Source organism: Streptomyces sp., from assembly GCF_031181555.1.
Taxonomy (GTDB): Bacteria; Actinomycetota; Actinomycetes; order Streptomycetales; family Streptomycetaceae; genus Streptomyces; species Streptomyces fimbriatus.
The window spans coordinates 1-12,235 of sequence record NZ_JAPSKQ010000177.1; the positions used below are offsets into that span (position 1 = coordinate 1).

The 12,235-nt window shown below is 67.4% G+C and carries 13 protein-coding genes and 1 tRNA gene; 4 read left to right on the forward strand and 10 right to left on the reverse strand.

What is annotated here, in order from left to right:
* The first annotated feature begins 7 nt into the window (after nt 1–7).
* Nucleotides 8–80: transfer RNA gene (locus RIM90_RS26630), tRNA-Thr, on the forward strand.
* A 63-nt stretch (nt 81–143) separates the two neighbouring features.
* Here the strand turns inward: RIM90_RS26630 and RIM90_RS26635 are convergent.
* Genes RIM90_RS26635 through RIM90_RS26660 form a run of 6 tightly spaced genes read right to left on the reverse strand, consistent with a single transcriptional unit; the run spans nt 144 to nt 5,339 of the window.
* Nucleotides 144–1,253: a tyrosine-type recombinase/integrase gene (locus tag RIM90_RS26635; RefSeq protein ID WP_309063294.1), complete on the reverse strand. Its 1,110-nt coding sequence runs from the start codon at nt 1,251–1,253 to the stop codon at nt 144–146.
* The gene (locus RIM90_RS26640; protein ID WP_309063295.1) at nt 1,250–1,423 is read right to left on the reverse strand and encodes a helix-turn-helix domain-containing protein; all 174 of its coding nucleotides are present in this window, start codon (nt 1,421–1,423) and stop codon (nt 1,250–1,252) included. Before RIM90_RS26640 ends, RIM90_RS26635 begins: the two co-directional genes overlap by 4 nt.
* A gap of 37 nt (nt 1,424–1,460) precedes the next feature.
* Complete coding sequence (locus tag RIM90_RS26645) at nt 1,461–3,008, reverse strand: replication initiator (RefSeq protein ID WP_309063306.1); 1,548 nt, start codon at nt 3,006–3,008, stop codon at nt 1,461–1,463.
* Nucleotides 3,008–4,519, reverse strand: coding sequence for an FtsK/SpoIIIE domain-containing protein (locus RIM90_RS26650; RefSeq protein WP_309063296.1), 1,512 nt, complete (start codon nt 4,517–4,519; stop codon nt 3,008–3,010). Before RIM90_RS26650 ends, RIM90_RS26645 begins: the two co-directional genes overlap by 1 nt.
* Nucleotides 4,519–4,914 (reverse strand): hypothetical protein, encoded by a 396-nt coding sequence (locus tag RIM90_RS26655; protein WP_309063297.1) that lies wholly within the window; start codon nt 4,912–4,914, stop codon nt 4,519–4,521. Before RIM90_RS26655 ends, RIM90_RS26650 begins: the two co-directional genes overlap by 1 nt.
* Complete coding sequence (locus tag RIM90_RS26660; protein WP_309063298.1) at nt 4,914–5,339, reverse strand: plasmid replication, integration and excision activator; 426 nt, start codon at nt 5,337–5,339, stop codon at nt 4,914–4,916. The genes RIM90_RS26655 and RIM90_RS26660 overlap by 1 nt, the downstream gene beginning before the upstream one ends.
* Before the next feature lie 138 nt (nt 5,340–5,477).
* On the opposite strand from RIM90_RS26660, the gene RIM90_RS26665 reads away from it, so the two are divergent.
* Nucleotides 5,478–6,383: a DUF5919 domain-containing protein gene (locus tag RIM90_RS26665; protein ID WP_309063299.1), complete on the forward strand. Its 906-nt coding sequence runs from the start codon at nt 5,478–5,480 to the stop codon at nt 6,381–6,383.
* Nucleotides 6,367–7,143: an inositol monophosphatase family protein gene (locus RIM90_RS26670; RefSeq protein ID WP_309063300.1), complete on the forward strand. Its 777-nt coding sequence runs from the start codon at nt 6,367–6,369 to the stop codon at nt 7,141–7,143. Before RIM90_RS26665 ends, RIM90_RS26670 begins: the two co-directional genes overlap by 17 nt.
* 190 nt (nt 7,144–7,333) lie before the next feature.
* On the opposite strand, the gene RIM90_RS26675 is transcribed toward RIM90_RS26670, so the two are convergent.
* The 3 genes from RIM90_RS26675 to RIM90_RS26685 all read right to left on the reverse strand — a co-directional run bounded on the left by RIM90_RS26675 (nt 7,334) and on the right by RIM90_RS26685 (nt 10,028).
* Nucleotides 7,334–8,131 carry a HEPN domain-containing protein gene (locus RIM90_RS26675; RefSeq protein ID WP_309063301.1) on the reverse strand — a complete coding sequence of 266 codons (798 nt, stop codon included), beginning with the start codon at nt 8,129–8,131 and terminating at the stop codon, nt 7,334–7,336.
* Between the two features lie 8 nt (nt 8,132–8,139).
* On the reverse strand, nt 8,140–9,348 hold the full coding sequence (locus RIM90_RS26680) for a DUF262 domain-containing protein (protein ID WP_309063302.1): 1,209 nt from the start codon (nt 9,346–9,348) through the stop codon (nt 8,140–8,142).
* A 131-nt stretch (nt 9,349–9,479) separates the two neighbouring features.
* On the reverse strand, nt 9,480–10,028 hold the full coding sequence (locus RIM90_RS26685; RefSeq protein ID WP_309063303.1) for a hypothetical protein: 549 nt from the start codon (nt 10,026–10,028) through the stop codon (nt 9,480–9,482).
* 881 nt (nt 10,029–10,909) lie between these two features.
* Here RIM90_RS26685 and RIM90_RS26690 point away from each other — a divergent pair.
* Nucleotides 10,910–11,338 carry a hypothetical protein gene (locus RIM90_RS26690; RefSeq protein WP_309063304.1) on the forward strand — a complete coding sequence of 143 codons (429 nt, stop codon included), beginning with the start codon at nt 10,910–10,912 and terminating at the stop codon, nt 11,336–11,338.
* Nucleotides 11,339–11,502: 164 nt separating this feature from the next.
* On the opposite strand, the gene RIM90_RS26695 is transcribed toward RIM90_RS26690, so the two are convergent.
* Nucleotides 11,503–11,727 carry a hypothetical protein gene (locus RIM90_RS26695; protein WP_309063305.1) on the reverse strand — a complete coding sequence of 75 codons (225 nt, stop codon included), beginning with the start codon at nt 11,725–11,727 and terminating at the stop codon, nt 11,503–11,505.
* Nucleotides 11,728–12,235: the final 508 nt, after the last annotated feature.

Here is a 12,235-nt window from a genome sequence, read left to right on the forward strand (position 1 = left end):
CGAGCACGCCGCCTTAGCTCAGTCGGCAGAGCGATTCACTCGTAATGAATAGGTCGTGGGTTCGATTCCCACAGGCGGCTCCCTCACGAAAACCCTCGCTGACCTGGACACACAGTCCGGGGGAGGCGGGGGTTTTCCGCATCTCAGGCACCCACCCGGCCATTTCGCGCACCCCCGGCGCTCCCCGGACCCTGATTCAGCCTGTCCAGACCGGCCCGATCGGCGCCCGTCCCGAGGAAGTGGACGTACAGATTCGTGGTCGCGATCGACTCGTGACCGCACCACGCCTGGACCGTTCCCGGGTCCACCCCACGAGCCAGCCACAGGCACGCGGCCGTGTGCCGCAGATCGTGCAGCCGCCGGCCGCGACCGGTCCCGACGTCGTGCCGCGCCCGGTCCTTCACCGACCAATCGAGCGCCCGGAGCGTCTGGGTGCGCCACAGTTGCGCGCCGCTCGACGTCGTGAACAGCAGGTCGCGCGACGACTTGCCCGCCGCGAGCTCACGGACGATGGGTAGCACCCGGTTCGCCACCGGCACACGACGAGTGCGCCGGCCCTTCGTCGCCTTCACCGCGTACCGCTCGGGCTGGTTGCGCCGGACCATCAGCGCCGGCGTGGGCACCTCGAGGAACGACGAGACCTGCATAGCGCGCATCTCGCCCCAGCGAAGCCCGGTCCAGCCCATGACGAGCAGCACGTCCGCGAGCCGCTCGTCCTTCTGCTTCCAGTCCAGGTACGCGGCTTCGAGCTCGTCCTCGCTGAACGGGTCCATCTCGTCGACCTCGGCCGAACCCTTGGGCACCTTGACTCCGGTCACCGGGTTCCGGCTCACCAGCTTCTCCCGAAGGCACCAGGCGAAGAACGCCGACAGGCTCGCCCGGTACCGGACGACGGATGACTCCGCGAGGCCGTGCGCCAGCAGCGTCTCGAACGACCGTGCCACCTCGCGCTCGGTGATCGCCGACAGGTGCACGTTCCGCATGCTCGTCGGAACGATTCGGACCATGTTCTTGTCGGCGTAGTAGGTCGTCGGCGCGACCGTCCGCTCCCGGATCGCGAGCCAGCGGCTCAGCACGACACCCATTCGCTCCTTGCCGGCGCGCGGGTCGTAGCCGCCATCCAGCGCTGCACGTTCCCGGCGAAGCCAGGCGTCGGCCTCGCGTTTGGTGTCGAAGGTCCGTGACGTGACGAACTCGCGCCCACTCTTCAGCTGCGCCCGGAACCGGCCGCCCGGTGTCTTGCGGACCGTCATGCCGCCGCCCCTTCCAGCCAGGCGAGCAGGTCTGCCTTGCGGTAGCGGGGCAGCGACGGGGACAGCCACGTCACCCGCGGCCCCTTCCCAGCCAGCCGCCACCGGCACACCGTCGACGGCGCGACCTTCAGCCACGTCGCCACTTCCTCTGTCGTCAGGTACTCGTCCATGGTTCCCCCTCACTTCGTGACTCTGCGATGTGGCCGGCTATCGCGCCGGGCGGGTGGTGCGCTGGTCTGCTCGCCATCGCGCGTACTCGCGGGCGCGGGAGGCGGCGGCGTCGGCAAGGGCCTTGTCTCCCGCGCGTGGCCAGCCGGTGCCTTCGTAAGTCCAGGAGCCGACGACGAGCGTCGTTTCCGCGTCGTCCTCGGCCATGAGCCGGGCTTCGAGGTCCCGGGTGTCCAGGGTGCGCCCGTTGCGGTGGGCATCCGCGGCGAGCCGCTGGAACCGTCGCCGGGCGCGCCGGAGGGCGCCAAGGGTGACGGAGTAGCGGCGTGACTTGGTGGAGAAGTGCCCGCGGAAGCCGAGCATGGACGACCAGTGACCGAGCAGCGCGTACGGGTTGGCGGAGCAGTCGCCGCACAACCGCGGGTGCCGGTGGGCGGCGCGCTCGCCGCAGTTGAAGGAGCAGCCGGCCAACGCGCGGGCGGCGAGCGACTGACACGCCGCGGTGAGCGCGGCCAGGTGCGGGCGCGGCCTGGTCGGGTCGACGCCGGTGGACTTCGTGGAGTACTTGGCCAGATACGCGGCGACCTGCTCCGCGGTGACGTCCTCGCCCGCGAGCGTCCCTTCGCGCACGATGCGCACGTCGGTCTGTGCGCCGAAGCGCAGGACCCGTTCGGCGTCGTGGTCGCCGACGGCGGGGGCGGTGTAGCGCACGGCGGCCGCGGCCTGGCGCACGACGTCGGCCAGCGCGGTCGCGGGGATCGGTGCGGGTGAGCCGGGACCCTCGGCGCCGTCGATGCGGACGAGGGCGTGGAAGTGGACCAGGCCGCGGGCCTGGAACTCGGCCACCTTGGCGTACTCGAGGCGCAGGTGCTCGCCCAGCCCGGACGCGGGCACGTCGAGTGTGGCGGCGAGGCGCCGGCGCAGCGTGATGGTGAAGCGGCGCCACAGCTCGGGCGCGTGCCATTGCCAGATCGCGGCGGAGTCGAGGTCGTAGCAGTCCGGGCACAGCGGGGCGCCCACGGACGGGTCGTTCTCGTCATGGTGTGCCCAGCAGGTCAGCCGGCGCCCGTGCTCGCACACCGCGGCCCTGGACCGTGGCCGGCACGGCCGGTTGCCGTCACGCACCCCGTGGACCGCGCCGAACGAGGGCGCCGTGAGAGTGACGAACAGCAGCGGGTTCGCCTTGACCGCCTCGGGAACGCCTTTGCCGCCGTGCAGGCCGGTGGAGATGAGCTCGAAGGTGTCGCGGGCGTAGATGCGTGAGCAGGCCGGGCAGACGTCCTCGCGGCGGTTGCCGCACGGGGTGTAGAGCATCCCGAGCGGCTGATCGGCCGAGCGGAACGTGTCGACGATCTCGCCCGTGCGGGTGTCGATGGTGTCCGAGCGGCCGACGAGGCGGACGGGGTGGGCGCAGTTGCCGACCCGGGCGAGGGTGTCCGTTAGGGCGGGCATGCTGCGGTCGGCGAGGCGTGAGGCGATCGACTCGACCTCGGCCCGGGTGAGGTCGGCCAGGTCGAGGGGAGCCTCGGGGGAGTGCCCCCAGAAGCCCGCACCGACCGCCTCACCGACCGAACCCGCCGTGACCATCACGCCACCTCGGCACCTTCACTGGCCGACTCGGCCGAGCTCGACGTCGAGCGCGCCGAGCGGGGCTTGCGCGGTGCACGACGGCGAGGCGCCGGACGCTCGGTCGTGACCGGCTCGGCCGACTCAGCGGCCGAGGGCGCCTCAACAACGACGGGCGCCGCGGTGGGCGGTTCCTCTGGCAGCGGCGGCGCGGGCGGCGCCGGGTAGGTGGCGGCGACCATGCGGATGAAGTCGTCAGCCCAGAAGTCGGCGCGCACGCGCTCGACGACGCCGTCGTCGGTGACGGCGTAGCCGGTCCCGGGCATGGTGTGGGCAATGTGGTGGGCGGGCGCCACGGCGGCCATGCCCTCGCCCAGCACCATGCGCGTCTCGGCAGCGGAGGCCAGGCGCAGGGCGATGGTCTGGGTGAACAGGTCCCGCATGCCCACGGTCTCCTTGCGCGGGTCCTGCACGAACGCCACGACCATGACCCCGAACGCCCGTCCCTGGGTGAGCACGAGCTTGAGCACGTTCGCTGCCTCGTTCACGACCTCCTTGGACGCGTACGCGGTCAGTACGGCGAGCTCGTCGATCATCAGCACGTGCACCGGGTCACCCGGCGACGGTTCGAACAGCCGCGACCTGCCGCGCATCACGCGTTGCCGGTCCACGATGACCCGGTTCAGGCCGCGCAACAGCCGCACCGCGGCCTGTTCGTCCATTGCGACGTGGGAGAACATCTTCTTGCCGACCGCGACCTCGACGCCGCCCTTCAGGTCGACGCCCCACAGCTGGACCAGGCCCGCGTGTGCGGCGGGGGCGAGGTTGCCTGCGATGCCCCAGAAGATCGACCCCTTGCCCGCCCCGGAGCGCCCGACGACGAGGGTGTGCCGCCCGGCGAGGTCGAGCCGCCAGGGCGACCCGTCCGCCTTGCGCCCGAGCGTCACCCCGGCCGCGTCGAGGTGCTGGGGGATGGTCGGCAGGGTCGGCACGTCGAGCAGCTCGCGCATGGTCAGCGCCAGTTCAACCGTGCCGGGGCCGACCCGGTGGGTCTCGACGGACTCGGCACCGAGCGAGGTGGCGATGGCCTCGGCGGCGGCGTTCAGGTCGTCCACGGTCTGTCCGAGCCGGGCGCGGACCTGGAAGGTGAGCGTGTTTCCGGCCGCGCGGACCCGCCGCAGTCGCGGGATCGCGCGGGGCTCGTCGCCGCGGGGCGCGGTCGCCAGCCCGCAGCGGTCGGCGATCCGCTTCCAGTTCCGGCGCACACGACGCCGCCACCCGTGACGACGCAGCGGCCCGCCGAGCACTGCCTCATAGCTCAGCGGATGGACCGCGTGCCAGACCGCGCGAGCGAGGCTGAACCCCGGAACGCACCACAGCACCGCATAGCCGGCCTGGGGGTGGGAGCCGAGCAGGAGCAGGTTCCCGAGCACGACGCACGCCAGCAGCAGCCGCCACGACTGGACCGTCCAGGCGAGCAGGTGCCACGCCGCGGCGAGCACCCGCCTGGCGACGGCTTCCACCCCTCCCATCACGCCACGCGCCCCAGGCCAGACGGACGAGGAAACGCGCGCACCGGGCGGACCAGGTTCCCGTTGCAGAACACCTCGAACCGCGGTGCCGGCCAGTCGCCGCCAGACCAAACGGTGAAGCCACGCCGCCCATCGCGCGGGGCGTACTCGGTTACCGTCCCCAGCCCGAGGCGCCAGGCCAAGTGCTCGGCGTCCCCTTGGCCGCTCACGTGCACCGTCACCTGCCCGGACGCCGACACCGACACGAACTCGACCCGGCCGTCGTCCAGCATCTCCACGACGTCAGCGGCGATCGTCAGCAGATCGCGCAGCGGACCGACCTCGTCGGCCGTCAACGGACCCGGCGACGGCCCCACGCCCTGAACTTCGGCGGCCTGCACCTGGGCGCCGGACATCACGCGGCGTCCTTCGACTCGCCGGACTTGCCCGCCTGCCCCGGCGTCGCGAACCCCTGCGCCCGGAACGACCACGCGATCCTCGGCCGGTTGCCGTTGTCGTCGATGTACGGCAACGCGGTCAGGCCGACGAACTCCACCGGCGTCCACGGCAGCGGCGAGGTGTTCTTCGGCGGCACCGGCTGCACCTCGGCCGCAAACTTCACCGTGACGCCAATGTCCTTGCGGTTCGCGTCGTCGTCCGCGTCGATCACCGTGCACTGCCACAACGGCAGCCCGGTCTCCTTGTCGCGCTGCTGCGGCCGCGACCCGTCCGGGCGCTGCTCGCCCTGGAAGTCCGCGACCGGCTCGACGAACCCGCGCAGGAACGCCCCGTTCGGGAACGCCAGCCCGTGCGCGATAGGAAAACGCTTGGCGATAGCCATTTCGACCACTCTCCGAATCGCTCATGGAGCGCGACAGTCGCTACTCCTGCGATCTACTACACGACGAGACAAGTCGCGTGTCAAGCGATCAGGGTGGCGCACCTCGCGTGTCAGGCGATCCATGCAAGAATCGAGCGCATGGGTGCAACATGGGATGCCGTGGTGCGAGAGGTGCTTGACCAGGCCAGACGTGCGGCCGGTGGCGGTGCACCGCTCGCTGCTGCGCTGCGCGCCGCCGACGTGGGTCCCGAGTCGGGCGTCTACTCAGAATCGGCCGTGAGCAACTGGATCAAGGGCCGTGCCCGACCGCCGGCGGACGTCGTGCTCGCGGCTGCTTCGCTCTATGGCCTGTCGCTGGACTCCCGCATTGGCCTGGCACCACAGACGACGGTTGCGAGCGAGGCGACCGACGTCGAGGAGTTGCGGCTCGCCTTTCAACGGCTCGAGGCGCTGGTCCATGAACGGCTCGCCCCAACGAGCGAACCGGTGTCGTTCACCACCAGGGATGTCGTCGGGGTGTTCGCCACCCGTTCTGAGGCCCAGGTCGCTGTGCCGGTGCTCAGAACTCTCGCGACGGCACAGCACGTGGACGCAATGGGTATTGGTCTTAACGCGATCTGCCAGGGTGTCTCCGACGTCACCCTCGCGGAGCTGATCGAGAACGGCTTGACGCTGCGCTGCCTGTTCCTCGATCCGGATAGCGCGGCCATCGCAGCGCGTGAGGCAGAGGAGGAACAGCCCCCGGGCCACCTCGCGGACCTCACCCGGGCCAACATGCTTGCTCTAGGGCGGATGCGTGAGCGCCTGTCGCCCGAGGCCCGCGATCGAGTGCACGTGCGCACCTACGACGAGCCCGTGCGGTTCAGCATCACCACCATCGATGGCACCCGTTCCCTCGTGCAGCCCTACCTGCCCAAGGCGCGCGGGCTGGACGCTCCGGTGCTCCTCATCGATTCCGACGACGCCCACCCGCACGGACTGTTCCCGGTCTTCGAGCAGATCTTCACCGAGACCTGGGAGCGCGCCCGTGTCGTCGACAACTGAGCTTGCAGCCAACGCCGCTATCGACCTCGCCCTGTCGCTGCTCTACGACGGCAGCATCGAGGATCGCGTCTACAAGACCGACCGCGACTTCGCGACCGCGACCGACTTCGCCATCGAGGATGCGGTGCGCGAGTTGCTGGCCCGGCAGACCCCCGATCTCGGGTTCCTCGGAGAAGAACGCGGCCACACGGGCGACCGCAAGCGGTACTGGTGCCTCGACCCCGTCGACGGGACCACGAACTTCACGCGCGGCCTGCCGAACTACGGCGTGTCGCTAGCCCTCATCGAGGATCAGGCGCCCGTCTTCGGGACCATCGCCCTACCGGCGCAGGGGGAGCGATACATCACCCGTGACGGGGCCGCACACCTCAACGGTCAACCGATCTCCGTCAGCGACACGGCGGATCTTCGCGATTCCGTCGTCTCTATGGGCGACTTCGCCACCAGCGCAGACCGCGATGAGAAGAACCGCCGGCGCCTCGCCATGCTCGGCCAGCTCGCCGCTTCCGTTGGGCGTGTTCGGATGTACGGTTCGGCCGCGACGGACCTTGCATGGCTTGCGGCCGGCCGCCTCGACGCTGTCGTCATCGATGCCAACCGGACATGGGACGTGGCCGCTGGCGTTGCCCTCGCCCGAGCGGCCGGCGCGGTCGTTACGCACGTCGACGGCAGTCCTTACAGGCTTTCCGGAACCGACGTGCTCGCTACGACCACCCTCATCCACGACGCAATTGCGTCAACCCTGGCGAACGTCCCCTGAACCTGTGGTCCGGTGTAACAACGGTACAAAGCAGTCCGCTACTTCAAATCACCCCACTGCCCCGTCTTCCGATGACCCGATCGCCAAGATGGAAGGATTGGCAGACTTGAGGGACGAAGAAATTGTCACCGGTCGAAGAGTTCGAAACCAAGAAGTCCGAGATTCTCAACCGGATGTGATGGCAATACCGCTAGTTCGCCGCGGCGCGCAGCACGAGAACGATATTCAGAAGTTCCTTGGCGAGAACTCGAAAATATTCGGCCGCAGACCGTACATACCCGGCATCAGGGAACTCAGTATCCTTCGTTGGATGTGCAATCTTATTCCTCTCCTTCATAAGCGCCTCGAGCTTGATCTTTGCCATTCTGGTACAGTCACCATCGCGGACTTCACTGAGATGCAGCTTTACCGACGCCTGCTTGCCTAATGTTTCCCATACTTCGCCAACACCGACTCGCTTCAGGACATCTGTCAGAGTCCCCGGGTTCATGTTGGACTCCGTAATGGTGATGACGTCCGGAGTGACGGAAAATCCCGAATCTCCGGAACTGAATCCGTGGGCCCATTCAACGGCAAGTGCAGCAGCAGCGTCCGGATCGTAACCATATCGCCCGGGAGATTGATTGATCGCCAGAACGCGCGACAGGTGTTCCTTCTTAAGCGCAGGCGGAAGATCGACGTACTTCGCTGTGCTGTCGACGAGGTCTTCGACCACAGACCCTGCAAGTTCGCGGACAAAGTTCTCGAACCGACCGCAGAGATAAAGCAAGAGAGATCCAGCCAGAACCGGCAGGTCAGTTCGGACTTCACTCGCCTGACTCCAGAGTCGTCCTGCCGCCGAACGCTCGGAGTTCTCGACCAACTCGGGCTCCGGGTCCCGTTGAGCGGCATAAGACCTAAAGGATTCCAGGAAAGTTAGGAGAGACTCGACTCTCGCAGCATCACTGTCGAATTCTTCCTGCGCGGCTCGCGCGGCCGCCTCGATCATCCTCACTGCTACGCCTGAGTCGACCGCAGGATCGACTCAGCCGAGTCGACCCTGTCCTTGATGGCGCCGATCGTGTTGCCCCGCCCGACCAGTACGTCGTAAACGGCCGGCTCGGCCAATGCACTCCTTAGTGCCTCTCGGACGGCGTGCTCATCGAGCTCCATCGAGCGGTTTCTGCTCAACGCGATCATCAATGCGTCATAGAGCGGTCGACTCGGTCGTCCTGTGGTCGGCAACCTGAACGGATCGCCATTGAACAGATCGACGAGCCGGCCCAGGAGATCGATGTACTCGCTCTCCATGCGGTCGGCCGAAGCAGGATCAATGGAGGCGTTCGCAGCCATGTACCGATCGAGGATGCGCCGTAGAGACCCCCGCTTATCGCTTTCTAGTGCGTCGCGAAGAGCAAAGAAGCGTAGCACGAGTTCCGCATCTGCGAGCGACGCATAAATTGGATTTCCGAGTAGGTGCTCTGAGGGTTCTGCCTCCTCCCCTGGCGTGTATGGCGGGATGCCCCATGCCTGCGTGAACGGTGCTGAGCGGGCGAGTCGGATAAGCAGAGCGTTAAGAGCACCCGGATAAAGTGCATTCCGCAGCTCTTGTGGATTGAGTTGGATTCCACCGGTATTCAAGCGATCGAAGAGCACGCGGCGAACGTCGATCTCCTCTTCGCCGGAACTGTGGGTTTCTGCGAGAAGGACGACTGCGGGCAGGCTCCTACGCAGCAATCCGCGCTGCAAGATTTGCGGCAGATCGGTAAACCGCTTCCGATTTAGTTCCGGCCAGTACTCGAGCCCCGAGAGCGCGTACTCGTTCGCCAGGAAGGTCGAAACGGCGTCGAGCCGCTGGCGCCCATCGATCACCTCATATGCGTTGTAGTCGCGCTCGAACAGAAAGATGGGCGGTACGGGGATGTTCAACAAGAACGACTCGATCAGGAGCGACTTCTTCTTGTTGGTCCACCTAAGCCTTCGTTGATACGCGGGCGAAATGTCGATCAGTTCGCGACCGGGCTGTAGGGCATGGCGCAGGTAGTCGAGCGCGTAGTCCTTGGTCTCCCGAACCACACGGAGCTGGCTTTTCGCATACTTCTCTGCCGGATCCGTCGGCGATGGGGCGGCGGCACTCGCACTCGGTTCCTGAAACTCTTCATCCGATTCGTCCTCGAACCAGGTGTTGACCTCGTCTTCGTCCACGGCGGGTGCATCAGATGTCATGCCTCGACTCTAGGGGCTCCTACCCGCAAAGCGCGGTACCTCGGCCCCGGTGTAGGCGTGGCTCACGTGGTCAGTGTCGTGGCGCACGACGCTCTTGACACTTCTGTCCCAGGACCCGCTTGTCAGATCCCCTAGGGAACTAGGGGCGTACTGAGGGATCTCGGGTCAGGCCAGCCGCCAAGGTGGCCGAGCCAGGCGACGGCGAGCCAGGGGCCACTGATCCTGAACTCCACTCCCTGTCCGGTGATGGTCGCGACGCAGCGGTCTGCTGGTCCAAGACGCTGGTCGTCCGGAGTGAGCTGCACGAGCCGGTAGGCCTCGACGTCCAACTCGATACGACGGGGCAGTCCGGGTGGAGTGATCCAGACGGCGGTCGCGCTCATTCGCAGCCATGCCGGGTCCGCGTGCCTGCTGGGCACCCACGCTGCGTTGCCGTCAACGACCTTGCATTCGAACCCGCTGATTTCCTCGTGCGGATCGCACGGTAGCCGCTTGCGCGCGAGCGCGTTCGGCGAGTCGACCTGTGAAGCACCACCGACCATGTTCGACGCCAGGTCGATAGCCGCGCCAAATGCCCAGACGAGCCCGCCGAGCACGTTGCGGGCCAGCCTCAGACCGCGGGATCGCTTGCTCGGCGGCCGCCAGGTTACGACGTCGCGGATGCGTGGCTGGCGGCTCATTGCTCAACTCCGTCTCTGTCCCTGGGCCACGACGGGCCGGATGGGGCCCGCTGTGCCGTCATCGTGCCAGTTCTCGCCTCTAGGCACACCGCGGCGACAAGCACGTCCTGATACAGATGTGTCAAGCACGTCCCGAGACAGGACATCGACACGTCGGCGCTGCCGTGAGACCGGTGATGTGCGACATCGGAGTGCCAGCTGAGGTGCGACATCGGGGCTAGGAGATCGAGGGTTGCGCGGTCCGCGGCCACTGTTCTTGATGCTACGTCGATGGAGGTCTGGGGTCCTCGGCCGGGACCGGTCGCTTGGGTACCCTTCGTCGAGAAGCGCCGGGGTGCCCGCGCGCACCGCTGGCCCAGGAGGCACCGCTTTGATCGAGCTCTTCGGGGACGTCTTCGGCTGGCTCCTTGGTGGCCGATTGGGGCGACGGATCGTCAGGAGACGTAACGACCGCTTGCGAGCAGAGAGCAAGACCGAGGCGTCGGTTCGTCTGGTCGACGGCAAGGTGCGCGGCTTGTCAGAGCAGTGGATGCCAGCGGTCTGGTCGGTCGCACCCGGGCGCCTGACCAACTTCTCCGTCGTCGTGCCGGTCACTGACCTTCGGCGAGACGAGTCACGGCCCCCCGGATTCCGCGAGTCTTGGTCTGTAGACCCCGAGGCTCACATCTATCGGGCCAGGAGCAATGGAGCGACGATCAAGATCGCGCTGGCCTCGTCTCAGGCCGAGTGGGTCGTCGCCCTCCTTGTAGGGCATGAGTGCCCATAGACGGCTCACGCGTGTGGCTAGGAGACATCGGGCTGTGAGGACGATGAGGCGGACCTGACCATGAACTTGGCCGAACGCGTCACCCGTGACGTTCGACATTGGGCGGGGAGGTTCCATGAAGGTCGTAAAGGAGGCACCACAGGTGCTCTCGATCGGATTCGTCGTCGGAGGGCAGACCTCGACCAACAGCGGATGGGTCGAGGCGCTACGGCACCTGGGACGCGAGGTGATCGCGGCGCGTCAGGGGGTCACAGCCGATATCAACGTGAATGTCGAGTTCCACGTGCCGGGGAACCTCCTGGAGCCGGATTTCCAAGGTGTCCGAACCGGCACTTTCCGCAAGGCGGATCGGCTACTCAAAGTCCAGGTGGCGCTTCCGCCGAATGCCCCGGCTGAGCCCCGTGAGCCGCTGCTGGTCTACTTGTCAATGGCCGTTGACGCTGTCGACGCCTGGGCGCAGAAGCGCGTGGTTGCCGCCGATACAGCACCGCATCGATCACTCATCGCCGCACTTGGTGAGCGCCCTCCAGCCTCTGACCCGTGAGGACTTTCCCTACTGCCTCAAGCGCGCGGCTCCGCCGCGCGGTGGTCCGGCCGGGCGGAGCCCGCGCCGCGGGGCCCCGCGCTCCGCTCGCAAGCTCGCTGCGCGCACCCCACGGCGCACCCACCGGCCGAACCGCCGCGTCGCTGGCCGATGCGGGTAGGCGCTCAGTAGTAGTCGCGTTTCCGGCTCGCGGCGCCGACAACCGCCAATGCCGTCGCGAACACGGTCACGACCATGGCGGCGGTCAGTATCGCTGCGTCGTCCGGGAGCATCGGGCAGCCAGCGGGCGCATCGTCGTCAGGGCAGGTCCGCCAGGGCTGCAAGAAGTAGATGAACGACACCACCGCTCCGATCACGGCGAGCGTCGAACCGCCGATGATCAACGCCAATGATGTTCGTGTCCTCATCCGGCGAGGGTAGGGCATGGCGAGCTTGCTGTCGGTAACCGGGAAGAACTCCGCCCATGGCCGTCACGGTCCGAACTCGGAGACGCCCGGTCGCCATCTGGTTCTTGGTCGCGGCGCCTTCCTGGTTCTGGTTCAACGCGATTGCGCGTCTGCACCATCTCGCCGTCCGGCCCCGCACCGACAGCCGAGCATCCGGCCGTCTCCACCCCGCATCAAGGGCGCCTACGGCGTCGCTCCGCGATGGCCTGCGGCCACCCTTGACCCGGGCCTCCGACAGCCTCTTGTGCTCCGCTATCGGTCCGGCGCCACGAAGTGTGCGGCCACCGAACTCACGCCCCGGAGGGGCGCACCCCCCGCGCACCCCGGACCGTGCAGGAGTGGCCTCGAGCGCATCCGATGCACACGTGATGACGCCGAAATTCGGGCCTCGGACCCATCCACAGGCGCTCGTAATGAATAGGTCGTGGGTTCGATTCCCACAGGCGGCTCC

Bases quoted from the DNA above. Each gene is read 5' to 3' on its own strand.
- RIM90_RS26635 (WP_309063294.1), bottom strand. From the start codon at position 1,253: ATGACGGTCCGCAAGACACCGGGCGGCCGGTTCCGGGCGCAGCTGAAG.
- RIM90_RS26640 (WP_309063295.1), bottom strand. From the start codon at position 1,423: ATGGACGAGTACCTGACGACAGAGGAAGTGGCGACGTGGCTGAAGGTC.
- RIM90_RS26645 (WP_309063306.1), bottom strand. From the start codon at position 3,008: ATGGTCACGGCGGGTTCGGTCGGTGAGGCGGTCGGTGCGGGCTTCTGG.
- RIM90_RS26650 (WP_309063296.1), bottom strand. From the start codon at position 4,519: ATGGGAGGGGTGGAAGCCGTCGCCAGGCGGGTGCTCGCCGCGGCGTGG.
- RIM90_RS26655 (WP_309063297.1), bottom strand. From the start codon at position 4,914: ATGTCCGGCGCCCAGGTGCAGGCCGCCGAAGTTCAGGGCGTGGGGCCG.
- RIM90_RS26660 (WP_309063298.1), bottom strand. From the start codon at position 5,339: ATGGCTATCGCCAAGCGTTTTCCTATCGCGCACGGGCTGGCGTTCCCG.
- RIM90_RS26665 (WP_309063299.1), top strand. From the start codon at position 5,478: ATGGGTGCAACATGGGATGCCGTGGTGCGAGAGGTGCTTGACCAGGCC.
- RIM90_RS26675 (WP_309063301.1), bottom strand. From the start codon at position 8,131: ATGATCGAGGCGGCCGCGCGAGCCGCGCAGGAAGAATTCGACAGTGAT.
- RIM90_RS26680 (WP_309063302.1), bottom strand. From the start codon at position 9,348: ATGACATCTGATGCACCCGCCGTGGACGAAGACGAGGTCAACACCTGG.
- RIM90_RS26685 (WP_309063303.1), bottom strand. From the start codon at position 10,028: ATGAGCCGCCAGCCACGCATCCGCGACGTCGTAACCTGGCGGCCGCCG.
- RIM90_RS26690 (WP_309063304.1), top strand. From the start codon at position 10,910: ATGAAGGTCGTAAAGGAGGCACCACAGGTGCTCTCGATCGGATTCGTC.